This is a genomic window from Burkholderia sp. 28_3 (genome assembly GCF_003253915.1).
Classification (GTDB): Bacteria; Pseudomonadota; Gammaproteobacteria; order Burkholderiales; family Burkholderiaceae; genus Burkholderia; species Burkholderia cenocepacia.
Genome location: NZ_QKZF01000015.1, coordinates 1 through 16,045 on the forward strand (window position 1 = coordinate 1; position 16,045 = coordinate 16,045).

A 16,045-nucleotide genomic window follows, 5' to 3' on the forward strand; every position below is an offset into this window, starting at 1 on the left:
CCTCTTCATCGTCGTGGGTCCGTTCCGTGAGCTGTCTTCTAAACGTCCTCGGCTACGTCTGCGATGACCGCCGAGCCGAATAAATCAGCGTTTCCTTAGGGACTCGTGTTGAGTTGTGTGGTGCAATGCCCGCTGATATTGAGCACTGGCCAAACGTGCTTGCGTTTGCTGCTTTTGCGCTAATGCGATCACGGTGGGCGGTGATGCCAGGGGGCGTGGTGGAAGGGTATGTCGCGGAATGCTACAGCGACACGTTAGTCCCACATCTGTATCTGACAGCACCGTTTCTGTGGAATGACGGGCATTTCAAGCAACTTGACTTGGAGAGCGGAGAGAAAGTCAATTGGTTGCAAGGAATCCCTATTTCTGATGCAGAACTTGAGATCCTCCGCACGCGCGGGGATAGTGAATTTGAAGATTTGCTTGAACAAGCGGATGTAGATGTATTTGACTTGTATCGATCTTCGTTGAAGTAAAGCTACGTTCGCCTGCAAAGCCGTTTGGGCCGGTTCGCGCGTCCAGTCGGCGGAGCTCAGCATCTGCGCAGCTACGACTCATCTGTCTGGGCAACCTAACGCCTGCGCTTCGCCGCCGAACATCCGGCGATGTGGGCAGCGGTCGAGTCGATTGCGCCGATGATTGGGTGTACGCCGCAGACGCTGCACGAATGGATCAAGCGTGATCAGGTTGACCAGGGGAGCGCGATGGCGTGACCACTGACGAACGCGAACGGCTGAAGGCCTGGAGCGCGAGGTCAAGGAACTGCGTCGTGCCAACGAGATTCTCAGGGTTGCGAGCGCGTTTTTTGCCCAGGCGGAACTCGACCGCCGTTTCAAGTCCTGACGGCGTTCGTCGATCAGCATCGCGACACCTTCGGGGGCGAGCCGATCTGCAAGGTCTTGCGGAGCGCCCCGTCGGGCTGCCGATGCCATGCGGCACAGCTTCGCGATCCGTCCAGACGCAGCGCCCGCGCGAAACGCGATGAGATTCTGCAACCCGAGATCAGGCGTGTCTGGCAGGCCAACATGCAGTCTATGGCGTGCCGAAGGTCTGGAAGCAGATGAACCGCGAGGGCATTGTGGTCGCGCGCTGCACGGTCGGTCGGCTGATGAAGCTGCAAGGTCTGCGTGGTGCGGTTCGCGGCAAACGGATTCGCACCACGATCGCCGACAAGAGCGCACCGCGCCCGCTTGACCGGGTCAACCGGCAATTCAACGCGCAGCGGCCGAATCAGCTCTGGGTGTCGGACTTCACGTACGCTTCGACGTGGCAAGGCTGGCTTTACGTCGCGTTCGTGATCGACGTATTCGCCCGCCGTATTGTTGGCTGGCGCGTCAGTTCGTCGATGACCACGGACGGCGCCAGATAGATCGCCTCGTTGCGGACCGCGCCTTCGTCACGAATCTCTTGACATCCAACGCGTAAAAATAACGAATATTGTCCGCACTACACTGAACCGAGTCCCTGTCTACGGTCAGTATTCACCATGCCCGCCACTGCCCTGCAATTCGCGCTGCTCGCCAAGCAGCAGGAAATCGCGTCGCTGCGCCAGCTGGCCGAGCAGATCGAATTGGTCGACCTGCTCGGCCGCCTGATCCATGCGCTGCAGCGCGAGCGCGGCGCCACCAGCATCTATCTGGCGTCGAGCGGGAAGCGCTTTGTCGCCGAACACGCGGCTTCGCGCGGCGAATCGGCGCCGCTCGTCGCACAGTTGCGCGAGCGCCTGGATCGGGAGCTGACGCCCGCACGCGGCTCGACGTCGCGCCTGCTGTCGCTGATCGCCTGGGTGCTGCTCGACCTGGAATCGCTGGATGTGCTGCGCGAACAGATCGACCATCTTGCGCTGTCGGCGCCGGATTCGGTCCAGGCTTTCAGTACCGTGATCGGCGGCCTGGTGGAGCTGATTTTCCAGTTTGCCGATAGCGGGGCGGATCCGTCGGTGTCGCGCATGCTGATTGCCCTCGTCCATGTCGTCGAGGGCAAGGAAGAAGCGGGACAGGAACGCGCCGTCGGTGCGCACATGTTTGCGGCGGGCACGTTTTCGGCGGACCAGCAGCAGCGCTTGCTGTATCTGATAGCCGCGCAGGAGCGCAGTCTCGAAGTCTTCGCGAGCTTCGCAAGCACGGCGCAAAACGCATGGTGGGAAACCCGCATGACGGAGCCGCACATGGCGGCGCTCGAGAAGCTGCGCCGCGTACTGTGCACGGTGCACGCAGGCGATGCGCTCGATGCCGGCCTGAGCGAAGCATGGTTCGACGCCGCGAGCGCCCGCATCGATGATCTCTGGCACCTTCAGATTGCACTGACGCTGCAGGTGCAGGAAACGTGCGACGCGCGAATCGACGACGCGCACCGAACGCTGCGCGACTCCGAGCGCCTGATGGCGCAGTTGCGGAACAATCCGCCCCCGCATATCCAGGCGCTCGCCCAGTTCTTTGCCGGCGATCCGTTGTCGACGCGCGCGGCGGTTCACGAACTGCCAGGACGTCTCTCCGGCTCCGACCCGGGGACGCTCGCCAGCCTGAAATCCCTGCTGGAGGCGCAATCGGCGCGACTGGCCGGCGCGGAGGTCGAGCTCGACGCGGCACGTCGAGCGCTCTACGAGCGAAAGCTCGTGCAGCGCGCGAAAAATACGCTGATGACGCGCTTCAGCCTGCGGGAGGACGAAGCGTATCGGATGCTGCAGAAGGCGTCGATGGACGGTAATCGGCCGCTTGCCGATATCGCGGAAGACGCGCTGACGTCGCCCGAGCGATTCGTCGACGAGCACGCGCAGACTTCCGTGCGACGTCGTATGCAGCGAAGCGCGCCGGAGACACTGCACGACGACGGCACGACCTGACCGGAACGCACCGCACCGAGCTTCACGCACCACGGCGGCGCCCGAAGCGCGTGCACGAAGTGCAGTTCGCACCGCGCGAGTGCGATTCGCTGCGTTCGGCTGCGGCCTTTCCCTCCGGCATCTCGCGTCCGGCCGGCCTGCATCGCGATATCCCCGCCACTGGTATGAAAGTTGCGAACATCTCGCTCGTCGGGCTAATGGCGGCCTGACGATCACGCCATGTCGAACCGTGGCGGCCGATCACGTGGATAACAGCGTCCGCGCCAGGCACTCGCATGTCGAGCGAGTGCCTGGCGCGTTTTTTTTGCCCGTCCAACTTTACGAGCGCATACCATGGCCTACCTCACACCCAACGAATTCGTCACCAGGATGGTGGACGCCGGTGAATCGAAGCTGTCGATGTCGACCCGCGATACGCTGATTCGCGCGTATATGGCGGGCGCGATCCTCGCGCTCGCAGCCGCCTTCGCGGTCAGCATCACCATCAACACCGGCAACGCGCTGGCCGGTTCGCTGCTGTTTCCGGTGGGATTCTGCATGCTGTACCTGCTGGGCTTCGACCTGCTCACCGGCGTCTTCACGCTCGCGCCGCTCGCGGTGATCGATCGCCGGCCCGGCGCGACCTGGGGTGGCGTGTTCCGCAACTGGACGCTCGTGTTCTTCGGCAATTTCGCGGGCGCGCTGACGGTCGCGCTGTTCATGGCGATCATCTTCACATTCGGCTTCTCGGAAGCGCCGAACGCAATCGGACAGAAGATCGGCGGCATCGGCGAAGCACGCACGCTCGGTTATGCGGCGCACGGCGCCGCCGGTATGCTCACGCTGTTCGTGCGCGGCGTGATGTGCAACTGGATGGTGTCGACCGGCGTGGTCGCCGCGATGATGTCGACGTCCGTACCCGGCAAGGTGATCGCGATGTGGATGCCGATCCTCGTGTTCTTCTACATGGGCTTCGAGCACTCGGTCGTGAACATGTTCCTGTTCCCGTCCGGCCTGATGCTCGGCGCCCACTTCACGATCGTCGACTATCTGCTGTGGAACGAGATCCCGACGGTACTCGGCAACCTGGTCGGCGGGCTGGTGTTCGTCGGCGCGGCGCTGTACAGCACGCACTACAAGACCGCACCGAAACGCGCGCCCGCTGCGCCGGTGGGTGTCGTCGCGCGCAAGGCCTGATCGCGCTGCGCAAGCCGCAACCGAACGCCGGCGACGCGCGGAAACGCATCGGGGGCGGGCGAGCTTCACGTCGGCGGATGCGCCGGGGTTGATCTACGACGCGATCACGGTCACGCCGACGAGTGTTGCCGCGCACCGGACAATCGCCCTGCAGCGTGAGCGGCCGGCGCGCCGCGAGTGGTTCGGCGAGCGACTCGTGGAGGCGCCAGCTAGACGCGTCACCTGGTCGCGCGTGGTGTCGACGTCACCCGGCGAAGTGACAACGTAACTTCGCAAACGGTGACGACTTTGTTTGGGGCTATGCAGCGGGGCGGCTGTCGAGACACTCGCAAATGCGCTCAACGTTACAACCCGCGTAGGGATGTGCCGAGCGTGCCATTTCGTGGTTGACGCCCAAGGCGGAACGTCTCTGCTCCATGGCCGGGAACCGCCTGACTTTTCCGATTCTTGCCACGATGCGACCCGCCCTGTGGCGCCGTAACCGTTGAGCATGGATCAAACCTTGCCTTGGCGAGTGCGGCGTCCGCCCCGTTTTCGGGAGCAGGTGCAAGTTTTGCTCCAGTGGCTGGCCGTTATCCACCTTTAGACAGAGGCCAGCCATGGCGAACACGAACGAGACGCAGCGCCACAAGCATGACCGCGATGAAGCTGACACTCCGTCAGCGACCGGCGCTATCGCGCTACTTGAGTCTGACCATCGTGCGGTCGAAAAGCTGTTCACGATCTTTGAAAAAACCGCCGACGAGGACCTCGATGCCAAGCACGCGCTCGTTAGGCGCGCCTGCGAAAAATTGACCGTCCACGCGATGATTGAGGAACAGATTCTTTACCCAGCTGCGCACGATGCGCTGTCCGGCGGCCCCCAAAAGGATGTCGACAAAGCCTACGTCGAGCACTTTCTCGTGAAGACGCTCATCGAGAAATTCGAAACCCTCAAGCCTGGTATGGAAGGGTTTGATGCCACTTTCGCGGTGCTGATGGAAAACGTCCGGCATCACATCAAGGAAGAGGAGACGGAGCTCTTTCCCGAACTGCGCTCATCGGGACTCGACCTTGTCGGACTTGGACTCAAGCTCGCCGAACGAAAGGCGCAGCTGGAGGCCCGACTACCGAAAGACGCGGGCGACCGGACTTGGCCGATGACCCGGATATTTCAGTAGTTGCCAGCGAAAAGGACCCGTGCCGTGTCGCGCGGGCACGGGCAATGTCTGAAGCGTACGAGGTGCGGGATGTCGCTGCAGATAGGCTGAACCCGCAGCGAGGATTCCTGCGTTCGGTGCCAGTCGACGGACCCTGAAGCCGCTGCCGGTTTCGATGCCAACTCGCAAGGCGAGGTCGATCCATCTCGATCAGTGTGACGCCGTGCGTTCTTCTAACCCGTGGGTTACACGTTCGAATCGTGTAGGGCGGGCCAGTTTGTGATCTTCGCGGCTTCGCGCCGGATTGCGCAAACGAATCACTCCACCGTCACCGATTTCGCCAGATTCCTCGGCTTGTCGATATCCGCGCCGCGCAAGCACGCCGCGTGATACGCGAGCAACTGCAACGGCACGACGTGCAGAATCGGCGACAGCAGCCCGTAATAATCCGGCATCCGCAATACCGACACGCCTTCGCCGTTGTCGATCCGCGTATCGGCATCCGCGAACACGTAAAGCTGCCCGCCGCGCGCCCGCACTTCCTGCATGTTCGACTTGAGCTTTTCGAGCAGCGCATCGTTCGGCGCGATCGTGGCAACCGGCATCGTATGCGTGACGAGCGCGAGCGGCCCGTGTTTCAACTCGCCCGCCGGATACGCTTCCGCGTGGATATATGAAATCTCCTTCAGCTTCAGCGCGCCTTCGAGCGCGATCGGGTAGTGCAGCCCGCGCCCGAGAAAGAGCGCGTTTTCGTGCTGCGAGAATTCCGCCGCCCAGCGCTCGATCTGCGGCTCCAGCCCGAGCACGTCCTCGAGCGCGCCAGGCAGGCGCCGCAACTGCGTCGTATAACGCGCGAGCTGCGCGTCGTCGACGTAGCCGCGCAGCCGTCCGAGCGTGACGGCGAGAATGAACAGCGCGACGAGCTGCGTCGTGAACGCCTTGGTCGACGCGACGCCGATTTCAGGGCCGGCGCGCGTCAGGAAGCGCAGGCCGGTCTGGCGCATCATCGCGCTGGTCGGCACGTTGCAGATCGCCAGCGTGTCGATGTGACCGAGCGCCTGCGCGTACTTGAGCGCGGCGAGCGTGTCGGCGGTCTCGCCGGATTGCGACACGCTGACCACCAGCGTATTCGGCATCGCGAGCGCGTCGCTGTAACGGTATTCGCTCGCAATCTCGACCTGCGCGGGGATGCGCGCGATCGTCTCGAGCCAGCGGCGTGCAGTCAGGCCCGAGTAATGGCTCGTGCCGCACGCGAGGATCAGCACGTTGTCGATCTGCTCGAACGCGCGCGCGGCGTCCGGGCCGAATACGGCCGGGTCGAACAGCCCGGCATCGGGAATGGTCGCGGCCACGGCCTGTGGCTGCTCGAAGATTTCCTTCTGCATGAAATGCCGGTATGGCCCGAGTTCGACCACGCCCTGCGCGGACGAGACGGTCTGTATCGCGCGTTCGATCGGTGCGCCGCTGCGATCGAGCACCCGCACGCCGCCCGGCGTCAGCTCGACGATGTCGCCTTCCTCGAGAAAGATGAAGCGGTCGGTGATGCCGGCGAGCGCGAGCGCATCCGACGCGAGATAGCATTCGCCGTCCTTCACGCCGACGACGAGCGGCGAGCCGGCGCGTGCGCCGATCAGCCGTTGCGGCTCGTGCTTGCTGAACACCGCGATCGCATACGCGCCGTGCAGCTGCGAGGTCGCGTCGCGTACGGCGGCGAGCAGGTCGCCGCGATACTTGCTGTGGATCAGGTGCGCGACCACCTCGGTGTCGGTCTGGCCGTCGAACTCGTAGTGTTCGTCGGCTAGTTGCTTGCGCAACGTTTCGTGATTCTCGATGATGCCGTTGTGCACCAGCGCGATCTCGTCGCGCGAAAAGATCGGATGCGCGTTGCAGGTTGCCGGCGCGCCGTGGGTTGCCCAGCGCGTGTGCGCGATGCCGGTGCTGCCGGTCAGGCCGGCGCTGCGCACGTGCGCGTCGAGATCGGCGACGCGCGACATGCTGCGCTCGCGGCGTGCCTGGCCGTCGACGACCGTCGCCACTCCGCATGAATCGTAGCCGCGATATTCAAGGCGGCGCAAACCTTCGATCAGAATCGGGACGATATCCCGTTGCGCGACCGCGCCGACGATGCCACACATGACACGTCTCCTTCCCTGTAGATTGCCCCGGACCGTGCGCACGCGTGGATCAGCGTGACGCGGTCTCCGTTGTCGCCGCCGTCGTGAAGCCGCATTGAGCGGGCGCGACCGGGTCGGCCATCCGGCTTTCGAATGCCAGGTAAAGCGCCTCCTCCAGTACGTTCCAGTGTGCGCCGTGCCGGTACGGGCCCGATCGCGCATGCCAGCACGCGACCGTGTTCCAGTCGTTCATCTTGAATGCGACGAGTGCGATCAAGCCCCACGGATAATCGGAGCCGGCGAGTTGCAGCCAGGTCTTGCCGTACTTCTGCATCCACTGCGCGTAGATCGTCTCGTTCGATTGTTGGGGAACCTGAATGCCGGACAGGAGCGGAAAGACCTGCGCGACTTTCGCCGGATAGAACGTCGTGTCGCTGATGCGCTGCGTGCTCGCGCGAAAGCCGGACTGTGTGCCGCGCCAGAACACCTTCAGGATCGCGGACGCGAGCCGGTCGGCGCGCTGAGTCCACGGGCCGGCGCGGGCAGCGTCGGCATGCCGGACGTAATACGCGGCGAGCGCCTGGAACGCGCTGTGCACCTCGACGTTGTCCATCAGCAGCGCGACGTGCAGCGTCGACGAGATCTGATAGACGCCTGCGGGCTTGCTGAGCAGCGCGTCCAGATGCGCGGCCGCGCGATTGAGACTGAGTTCCCATGCGGCGGGCAGGCCCTCGGGCGGCGCGAAGCGGGCGAGCAGTTCGATCCAGGTCGCCATCATCGCATCGTCGGCGTCGGCTTCGGCGCATGAGCTGTACTGGCCGCTCTTCACGCAGTAGCGATCGAAACCGCCGTCCGGACGCTGGCGCGGCAGCAGCCACGCGATCCATGCGAGCGCGGCCCGATGTGCGTCGAGCCCGGCATCCTCGGCGCCGAGCAGTGCCTTCGCCGCGAAATAAGGATCGATGCCGGCGCCGTTCAGGCGCACGGTGATCGCCCCGTCGGGGCGTTGATAGAGTCCGTTGAGCTGAAGTTCCGCGGCGCTCGCCTGCAGCGCGATGCCGCACGCGGCGACACAGCAGGCGACGCGCCACAGGCGGCATAGCCGGGCGGTGGCCGCCACGCGTGCGCGTGCGGCCGGGAAAAGCGCGGGCCGGTTCATGATGGGGGGCTCCTGCGCGATGGTCCTGCGCAAATCCCGCCGGGCGCGGCGTTGGCCGCGTCGCGCGCCGACGGGGGTGTCGATGTCGTAACTCAGTGCACCTTGGCGCTGGTGAACTTGAGACTGGTGCCGCTGTTCGCGGTCACGAGCCAGTACGTCGAGTCGGTGATGACGACGCTGCCGAAGCCTTGCGTGATGATCGGCAGTGCGAATCCCTTCTTCGGCAGCAGCCACGTCATGTTCGCGAGGCTGGTCGGATGGCTGGCGGCGAACGCCCAGCCGCTGCCCGTGTCGGTGGCCGACCACGTGACGTTCAGGCGTGCACGATCGAAGGTCGTGATGTCGGTCATCGTGTACCACTTGAACTGGCCCGTCAGTTTCAGCGTATTGGCTTGCGAGAAGATCGCGGACAGCGTCGACGTGTAGGACGATGCGCCGAGCGGGTGCGCATAGATCAGCCGGCTCGTGCGGTTCGCGACGACGAAGTTCATCAGCGACGCGTACCAGTTGTTCACGTCGGCAGTCGGCACCGCGTATTGCTGGAACTCCTCGAACGTCGCGTACTTGCCGAACGGCATCACGGGGTAAGCCCACAGGCCCGGGTTCAGCAACGCGCCGTTGCGGTAGGCGCGGGTCGGTGCCGAGCCGGTGTGGCCGGTGAAGTAGTAGCCATTGAAGCCATTGCTTTCGAGCCAGTTGACCGACCAGGTCGGGGTATTGCCTTCCGGTGCCGCGTACTCGACGTCCGGCTGACCGGTCGCGGCCTGGACGGCCTGGTGGTTCATCACGAGGTACTGCGTGAACGTACTTGCGTTCGTTTCGCTCGCATTCGCCCCCCAGTAATCGTGAATCCAGCCGCCGTGGCTGCCGACGCGATGGCCCTTGGTCACGAAATACCTGAGGAGATTCTGCGCGGTCGGGTTGTTCGCGAGGTTGATGCCGTTGCCGTCGCCGAAGGCCGCTTCATCGGGGCCCGCCGTGATCACGAGCGAGAACGGCCCGTTGTTCCACACGCCGAGGCTCTTCAATTGCAGTGCCGGCTGGATCTGGTCGCCCGCGCAGAAGTGCCAGTTGAACACGAGGCCGGCCATCGCCTTCGGCAGCGGCGACAGCGACGGCAGGTTCAGCATCTGCGTGCCGAAATAATGCAGGTAGCCGTGAATCAGCATGCCGTCGGTCTGGCCGTCGAGGTAGGCGAGCGGCAGGTTGACGAACAGCACGCCGCCGTTGCCGTACGTGTTGTAGCCGGACACGAGGCCGAAGGTCGGTGAGGTCAGGATCGTCGTGCCGGTGTACGTGCCCTGCGTGACGAAACTCGGATAGGTGAGGAAGCCGTACACGTAGCCGGAGATGCCTTCGAGCGTGTCGGTGGTGGTGGCCAGCGTCGACGCGAGCGTGTTGGCCGTCTTGCCGGTCGACGTGCTCAGGAGCGAGTTGGCGGTATACGTCGTGGTCTTCTTCAGCTTGCCGGTCACGGTGCCGGTCAGCTTCGGCGGCGTCTGGCTCAGCACGCCGCTGCCCGTGGGCGGCGTCGCGTACTGGAACCAGGCCCCGTGGTTGTAATTGGCGAGGCCGCCCGGATTCGACGGGCTGGCGGCCAGAAACAGCGTGCTGCCCGACGTCGAACTCGTCGACGTGCCGGCGGTGCTGGGCGATGCGAGCGCCGTCGCGGTCGTGGTGGTCGACGACGTCGTGGTCCACGCCATCGACTTGCCGGGCGGCACCTGGAGCGTGCGCAGCCAGCTGCTCATGCCGGTCACGTTGCCGAGGCCGATCATGTTGCCGCCGTATTGGTCATACAGCACGTAGTCCACACCGGCCATGCTGCTGAAGCGCGATTTCGGGCTGACGTAGAAGCCGGCCGAATTCAACACGCCGAAATCGTAGACGAGCATCACCTTGCCGCCGTTCAGCGCGTAGTTCTGAATCGCGGTCACGAGCGTGTCGTCGGCCGTCGTATGCACCTGATCGGGCAGGATCAGGCCCGGATACTGCGACAGCGACGCGCCGGCCGCCATGAACTGGCTGTCGGTCATCACCTTGATCTGCAGCCCTTCCTCCTGCGCGCTGTCGAGCCAGGCGGACACGCGCGAATCGGGCAGTGTCAGCGTATCGGGCACCAACAGGAGAAGCTGGTTGGTGGCCGCCCGAACGCCGCCCGGACCGAATGCGAACGCGAGCGCGAACAGCGCGAACAGGATCCGCAAGAACTTGCCTGACTTTGCCAACATGGTGTGCTCCTCGCTCAAGGAATGGGGCGTGCGGCAGCCGTGATGCGCGTGCCGCCAGGTCGACCAATCCAGCCCCGTAGACGTGTGCGGCTGTCCGGTTCGTCGGGTATCGAGCGGTGCGTGCCGACAGCGGCCGGAACGCGCGAATGCGCCGGTGTGCCATGCTGTCTTCGCCGATGAGAGGACTCGATGCGACGCATTGGAAGAAGCGAACAACGTGCCATTGGCGCAGGAGGCCCGGTACTGCTGGCTTCTTGCGATGCGGGCCGGGCGGTGCGTCCGGAAACACGGCGGAATCGTTTCATCGCTGATACGGCGCGTTCGAACGCGCTATCAGCAGACGGAATCGCGATCGCGCGTCAGTGCGCCGGGCCAGCTTGCGCAGTAGGTATAGAGCGTGACCAGCAGGCCGATCAGCAGCGGCCCGCCGAGCAGGAAATAGCAGAACGGCAAGAACAGCAGCGAGCCGTGATGGATGATCGTCGCGTGCAGCAGCATCACGAACGGCAGCGCGAACACGAAGTAGCCGAGCACCAGCAGCGATGCGACGGCCTTTTGCAGCAGCGAGAAATCGAGCGGGTAGTACAGCGCGGCCATCACCAGCGGGATCAGCGCGATCGCCGCGCCGTGCAGCACGAACATGTCGCGCAGATGCAGTGGCGGCACATACGGGAACGTGTCGGGCGCGAGCCAGAAGTACGCGCAAATCAGCAGCTGGGTGAAGCTCGCGATACGTAACAGATATGCAACAGGCAGCCAGCGTGTCCGACGGACGAACGAGGCGGCGAAGCCGATCGCGCACAGCGCGGCGGTGGCCAGCAGCAGCGTGCCGCCCGGCAGGCGGGCCGCGACGTCGATCGACAGCAGCGGCACGCGTGGCGCGTCGGGTGGATAACCGAGCACGATCACGTGCAGCGCCGGATCGATCTGCTGCGCGCCCCATGCCATGACCGCGCGCCAGTAGCGCCACGCCAGCGGCAGTCCGAACCACACCGACGCGTACAGCGCGGGCGTCAGCAGCGCGATCGACGACAGCCAGCGCTGCGGGTACGCGTGGGTGCGCAGCGAACGGTCGACGGGAGGACGGACGGGATGCGTGGGCATGGCGTCCGCCCGCTCACCAGCGATAGAACACGCTGAGCTCGCCGCCGATCCGTGAGTAGTACGGGTTGTGGTAATAGTCGAATTCGAGTTGCGTGCCCCACTTGCGCGTGAACCAGTAGCGCCATTTCGCGGTGATCTCGTGGCTGCGGAAATCCGCGATCTGCGAGCCGGACCCGGTGACCTGATACGCTTCGCGGCCGAACCCGCCGCGCAGCACGATCACGCTCTTGCCGACTTCGCCGTAGGTGACGGCGCCGTAGTACGCAGGTGCCTTGACCGAGCCCGGTGAATCGACCGTATAGTTCGCGCCCGCCTCGAAAATCCACTTCGGCAATGCATACCAGATCACGCCGGCGTGATAGAGCTGATCGCGGTGGCCGCTGCGGTTCCATGCGTAGCCGGCGCCCAGCGACACGACCAGCGAACGATCGGACAATAGCTTGCGGTTGAGCGACAGGTCGACGCGCGCGCTCGGCAGGATCGTGCCCGACGTGGTGCCGGAAAAGCCGATTCCACCGAACCAGTCGGGCCCGAGGTTCTGCACGTAGGTCAGCGCGCCGAGCTGCGTGTTCTCGCCGAAGCGGTGCAATTGCGCCAGTTCGCCGAGCACGGTGCGCACGCCGTCCTGATAGACGCCGCGCAGATGCACGCCGTACCAGTCGCCATAGCCGTGCGTCAGGTGCGCGCTCGAATAGCCGAGCGACAGTTCGGTGTGCGATTCCTGCGGCGCCTGCGCATGTGTGACGATGGCGTCGGGCAGCGGTGGCCGGTTCGTATCCTCGGGCGTGAACTCGGCGAGCGGCACGCCGTCCGGTAGGCCTTCGGCGTCCACGCGCACGAACATCGATTCGTCGCGCATCCGTGGCGTGATGACGGTCGCGGGGTCCGGGGGCTGCACGGCGGGCACGGCGGCGGCATCGTCCGGCTGCTCCGCCAGCGCCGCGGGCGCGCCGAAGGCGACGCCGCACAGCATCGCGAGGGTGGCAACCGGCACGCGCGGGCCGCGATGGCTGGGGCGATCGGACATGAGGCGCTCCTTAACGGGATGTGTGGAACCAGCCGCTGCGCCACGCGACGAGATCGCCATGCACGCAGGCATGATTGACGACCGAGACGTCGCGCGCGCACGCGCTGACCGGATGACCGGCGACGCCGATGCGCGCCCCCGTCAGCCGCAGCAGGCCGCCGGCCGACACGACGCCGTCGATGCAGCTCGCGTGGGCGAGCAACACATCGTCGCGCGCGAATACCGCGCCATGCAGCAACGCGTGGCGTTCGAGCTCGACGCGATGCGCCTTGACGCTGCCGCGCAGCACGCAGCCTTCGCCGAGTACGAGCGTGCCTTCGACGATCAGGTTGCCTTGCACGACCGTGTGCGCGGGCAGGCGGACGTCGCACGGCACCAGGTAACGGCCGTGCAGGAAGCGATGCGGCAGCGACGCGAAGTGGCGGGTCAGCGAGATCGCGCGGCGCGGGGCGGCCTGCGGGTCCGCGGGCCGCGCGCCGGGCGCCGCGCCGAACACGAGCGGCTCGCCATACAGGCACGCGAAGCCGCCGGCGCCGTGCAGATGCACCGTGTCGCCGACCACGACGCCGCGCAGTACCGCGCCGTCGACGTCGATCAGCGGTGCATGCGCGAGCGTGCCGATCGTCGCGCCGGCACGAATGTCGATGCGCTCGTCGGCGAACGCGTACGCGGCTCGCGCGCCGTCGTCGAGCGTGATCGTGCGATCGGCGTAAAGCACGTCGTCGCGATGTGTGTCCCGTGCGACGTGGATCGCGTCCGCATGCTGCACGGCCAGGCCGAGCGCTTGCCACGGCGGTGTGGCGGCCGCATCCGCCGGCGACGTGCCGGCCGCGTGCGCGCGCAGCGCGTCGTGCCAGCGCGCGGCCAACAGCGCCTGATCGACGAACGGCCCGTCGCCGATCGGCAGCGCCGCGACGTCGCTGCGCCGGATCAGTTCGTGCAGCATCGGCAGGAACGGCAGGGTGAGCACGCCGGCCACCGGCACCATCACATTGAAGGTCGTCATCGCTCATCGCTCCGGTTTCAATTGCCGGCGAAAACGCTCGGTCTTGTCCCATTTCAGTTCGCGGCGGAACGCGGCGTCGAGCGCGAGCCCCCATAGCGCGGCGACGACCGCCGCAATCGTCACGCAAAAGCCGACGACGTTGACCGGTACGAGCCGCAGGCGCGTCGCGCGGCCGTCGAGCCGCGCGGCGACGACGATCTCGAAGAACACGCCGAAGTTGCCGAAGGTGCTGAACGAGAACAGCGCGAACAGCGACAGGAGCAGGCCGAGCGCGGTCGAATTGACGCCGTTGAACAGGTAGAGCGCGAGCGCGGCGCTCCACGCGATCGCGAGCAGCGCGGGCATCGTGAACACGCCGAGCAGCAGGGCGCCATCGAGCCGGCAGCGCCGCGAGATCAGCGGATTGCGCAGCACCGGCAACAGGTAGCGCAACATCGTCTGGTTGTGCCCCTTCGCCCAGCGCGTCAGTTGCCGGGCGCGGACGGCCCAGCGCTCCGGTACTTCCTCATAGCATTCGGCGTGGTTCAGATAGACCGTGCGCCAGTCGCTCAGCAGCAGGCGGTAGGTCATGTCGGTATCTTCGGCGAGCGTGTCGTCGCACCAGCCGCCCACGGCGTCGAGCGCACCCTTGCGGATGCCGCCGACCGTGCCGCCGTACTGAGGCACCAGGTCGAGATTGTTGCGGGCTTGCTGGTTGACCTGGTAGCCGCCCGCGCGCTCGAGATCGAGCAGCCGCGCGAGCAGGTTGCTGTCCGCGTTCTGCGGCACGACGCGGCCCATCACCGCGCCGACTTCCGGATCGAAGAACGGCGCGACGAGTTCCTTCAGCAACCCCGGCCGCGGCAGGTAGTCGGCGTCGAATACCACCATGATGTCGCCGCGGATGAAGCGCAGCGCATCCTTCAGCGCGGCTGCCTTGCCCGGCTTGCCGGTCTCGCGATGAAACGGCTGGATCAGTTTGGGCGCGAGTGCGCGGACTTCGTCGATCAACACGCGCGTGTTGTCGGTCGAGCGGTCGTTGACCGGGATGATCGTCAGCCGGTCGCGCGGGTAGGTCGTGGCCAGCAGCGCCATCAGGCAATCGACGATGACGGTTTCCTCGTTGTGGGCGGCGACGAAGACCGTGAGCCGCGGCCAATCGCCGTGGGTCATCGCGCGGTAGGGCGCGTGCTGCGGCTTGAACAGGCGGTCGAGGCTGAACAGGTAGTGCCGCGCGGCATACCCGCACGTCAACAGCGTGAACAGCCACAGGTACGCCACGCACGGCATCAGCAGCAGCTCGGGATCGAACGTGATGCCCGGCGTGCCGGCCGGCGGCGGTTCGAGCGACGCATCCGGATCGGGCGAGGCCGGTGCGGCGAGCGAGAACGTCACGCTGTCGAGCGCGGTGCGTTCCATTGCGAGCCCGGTGTTTGCCGCGTTGGCGGCGTTGACGGCGGGCACGCCGAACCGGACCGGTTCGGCGATCGCCTGCGATGCGGTGTCGCGGACGATCAGCGAGCAGGCAAGCACGATCAGCAGCAGGATGCCTTGTTCGCAGAGTGACGCCGCCCGCGTTTTCTTCATGTCCTGGTCCCCGTGCCCGCGACGACGACCGATGAGAGCTGAAGGCGCTCCGTGGATCGCGCGGACGTCAATGGGAAGCCGTGGCGCGTGGGTCGTGGCGGGCGATTGTCGGTCGCCCCGGACGAACGCGTCGCGTCGCCTCCCGGCTTCGTTGCTTTGGCGTCCCCGTCTGTCTGCTGCCGTGCGAGTGCTTCGGGACGCACCTGTCTGACATTAAGCAAGGCGTGAGCCATCTGTCGGGATGCCACGCGCAGCAAGGATCGACGCGAAGGAAGCGGATGCGGAAGTCGCGCGGGCGGCGAGTTTTGATTCACTGACGAATCAGTGTGCATGCGTCGCATTCGACCCCATACGGTCGGTTGCGTGCGTAGAACACTTCGCACGGCGGGGGCTTCGCATCCATCGGTGGCGCCTTGCCGGGTGAAGCTTGCATGACTGATCGTCGTGCTTCATTCGTCGCACGCGCGTTGGTGTGGTGATCGAAACCGACGCCGGTTTCATGTGAGACAAATAGACCGGACTCCGATGTATTTTCCGGTTTTTGAACCGCGTTACACATACGCAACATTTCCCGCGCACCGATTCGTGTGACGCAAGCGCCGTCGCGTGTCGGAGAAATCCTGCGCGTGCGTGGGTGGCCGACGCTCGCGTGCGCGCCGCACAGTGCACAGACGAAAGTGG

At 65.4% G+C, this 16,045-nt stretch carries 11 protein-coding genes, 2 pseudogenes and 1 other annotated feature; of the genes and pseudogenes, 6 read left to right on the forward strand and 7 right to left on the reverse strand.

Annotation, left to right across the window (positions count from 1 at the left end; genetic code table 11):
• The first annotated feature begins 83 nt into the window (after positions 1-83).
• The 6 genes and pseudogenes from DFS13_RS26255 (at position 84) to DFS13_RS26280 (ending at position 5,178) form a co-directional block, all read left to right on the forward strand.
• Entirely contained in the window at positions 84-476 is a 393-nt protein-coding gene (locus DFS13_RS26255; protein ID WP_111442280.1) for a suppressor of fused domain protein, read from the forward strand.
• A gap of 117 nt (positions 477-593) precedes the next feature.
• Positions 594-1,357 (forward strand): annotated as a pseudogene (locus DFS13_RS26260) (IS3 family transposase); the annotation flags it as partial.
• Positions 798-914: a sequence feature (AL1L pseudoknot), on the forward strand. Its footprint overlaps the pseudogene before it by 117 nt.
• 129 nt (positions 1,358-1,486) lie before the next feature.
• On the forward strand, positions 1,487-2,842 hold the full coding sequence (locus tag DFS13_RS26265) for a nitrate regulatory protein (protein WP_034200751.1): 1,356 nt from the start codon (positions 1,487-1,489) through the stop codon (positions 2,840-2,842).
• Positions 2,843-3,175: 333 nt separating this feature from the next.
• On the forward strand, positions 3,176-4,018 hold the full coding sequence (locus DFS13_RS26270; RefSeq protein WP_006497594.1) for a formate/nitrite transporter family protein: 843 nt from the start codon (positions 3,176-3,178) through the stop codon (positions 4,016-4,018).
• A gap of 17 nt (positions 4,019-4,035) precedes the next feature.
• Positions 4,036-4,157, forward strand: a pseudogene (locus DFS13_RS41175) (ABC transporter substrate-binding protein); the annotation flags it as partial.
• A gap of 460 nt (positions 4,158-4,617) precedes the next feature.
• On the forward strand, positions 4,618-5,178 hold the full coding sequence (locus DFS13_RS26280) for a hemerythrin domain-containing protein (protein ID WP_006492112.1): 561 nt from the start codon (positions 4,618-4,620) through the stop codon (positions 5,176-5,178).
• A 296-nt stretch (positions 5,179-5,474) separates the two neighbouring features.
• Here DFS13_RS26280 and glmS read toward each other — a convergent pair whose 3' ends face one another.
• From glmS to DFS13_RS26320, 7 genes are all read right to left on the reverse strand, one after another.
• Positions 5,475-7,292 (reverse strand): glutamine--fructose-6-phosphate transaminase (isomerizing), encoded by a 1,818-nt coding sequence (gene glmS / locus DFS13_RS26290; protein ID WP_077189643.1) that lies wholly within the window; start codon positions 7,290-7,292, stop codon positions 5,475-5,477.
• Between the two features lie 49 nt (positions 7,293-7,341).
• Positions 7,342-8,430, reverse strand: coding sequence for a hypothetical protein (locus tag DFS13_RS26295; protein WP_048989025.1), 1,089 nt, complete (start codon positions 8,428-8,430; stop codon positions 7,342-7,344).
• A 92-nt stretch (positions 8,431-8,522) separates the two neighbouring features.
• Positions 8,523-10,661 (reverse strand): polysaccharide deacetylase family protein, encoded by a 2,139-nt coding sequence (locus DFS13_RS26300; protein WP_059721271.1) that lies wholly within the window; start codon positions 10,659-10,661, stop codon positions 8,523-8,525.
• A 333-nt stretch (positions 10,662-10,994) separates the two neighbouring features.
• Positions 10,995-11,765 carry a hypothetical protein gene (locus DFS13_RS26305; protein ID WP_111442281.1) on the reverse strand — a complete coding sequence of 257 codons (771 nt, stop codon included), beginning with the start codon at positions 11,763-11,765 and terminating at the stop codon, positions 10,995-10,997.
• A gap of 13 nt (positions 11,766-11,778) precedes the next feature.
• Positions 11,779-12,792 (reverse strand): YaiO family outer membrane beta-barrel protein, encoded by a 1,014-nt coding sequence (locus tag DFS13_RS26310; protein ID WP_006490613.1) that lies wholly within the window; start codon positions 12,790-12,792, stop codon positions 11,779-11,781.
• 10 nt (positions 12,793-12,802) lie between these two features.
• On the reverse strand, positions 12,803-13,798 hold the full coding sequence (locus DFS13_RS26315) for a polymer-forming cytoskeletal protein (protein ID WP_059721272.1): 996 nt from the start codon (positions 13,796-13,798) through the stop codon (positions 12,803-12,805).
• A gap of 3 nt (positions 13,799-13,801) precedes the next feature.
• The gene (locus DFS13_RS26320) at positions 13,802-15,364 is read right to left on the reverse strand and encodes a glycosyltransferase family 2 protein (protein ID WP_111442282.1); all 1,563 of its coding nucleotides are present in this window, start codon (positions 15,362-15,364) and stop codon (positions 13,802-13,804) included.
• Between the last annotated feature and the right edge of the window lie 681 nt (positions 15,365-16,045).

Coding starts and splice junctions, on each gene's coding strand:
- DFS13_RS26265 (WP_034200751.1), top strand. CDS start 1,487: ATGCCCGCCACTGCCCTGCAATTCGCGCTGCTCGCCAAGCAGCAGGAA.
- DFS13_RS26270 (WP_006497594.1), top strand. CDS start 3,176: ATGGCCTACCTCACACCCAACGAATTCGTCACCAGGATGGTGGACGCC.
- DFS13_RS26280 (WP_006492112.1), top strand. CDS start 4,618: ATGGCGAACACGAACGAGACGCAGCGCCACAAGCATGACCGCGATGAA.
- glmS (WP_077189643.1), bottom strand. CDS start 7,292: ATGTGTGGCATCGTCGGCGCGGTCGCGCAACGGGATATCGTCCCGATT.
- DFS13_RS26295 (WP_048989025.1), bottom strand. CDS start 8,430: ATGAACCGGCCCGCGCTTTTCCCGGCCGCACGCGCACGCGTGGCGGCC.
- DFS13_RS26300 (WP_059721271.1), bottom strand. CDS start 10,661: ATGTTGGCAAAGTCAGGCAAGTTCTTGCGGATCCTGTTCGCGCTGTTC.
- DFS13_RS26305 (WP_111442281.1), bottom strand. CDS start 11,765: ATGCCCACGCATCCCGTCCGTCCTCCCGTCGACCGTTCGCTGCGCACC.
- DFS13_RS26310 (WP_006490613.1), bottom strand. CDS start 12,792: ATGTCCGATCGCCCCAGCCATCGCGGCCCGCGCGTGCCGGTTGCCACC.
- DFS13_RS26315 (WP_059721272.1), bottom strand. CDS start 13,798: ATGACGACCTTCAATGTGATGGTGCCGGTGGCCGGCGTGCTCACCCTG.
- DFS13_RS26320 (WP_111442282.1), bottom strand. CDS start 15,364: ATGAAGAAAACGCGGGCGGCGTCACTCTGCGAACAAGGCATCCTGCTG.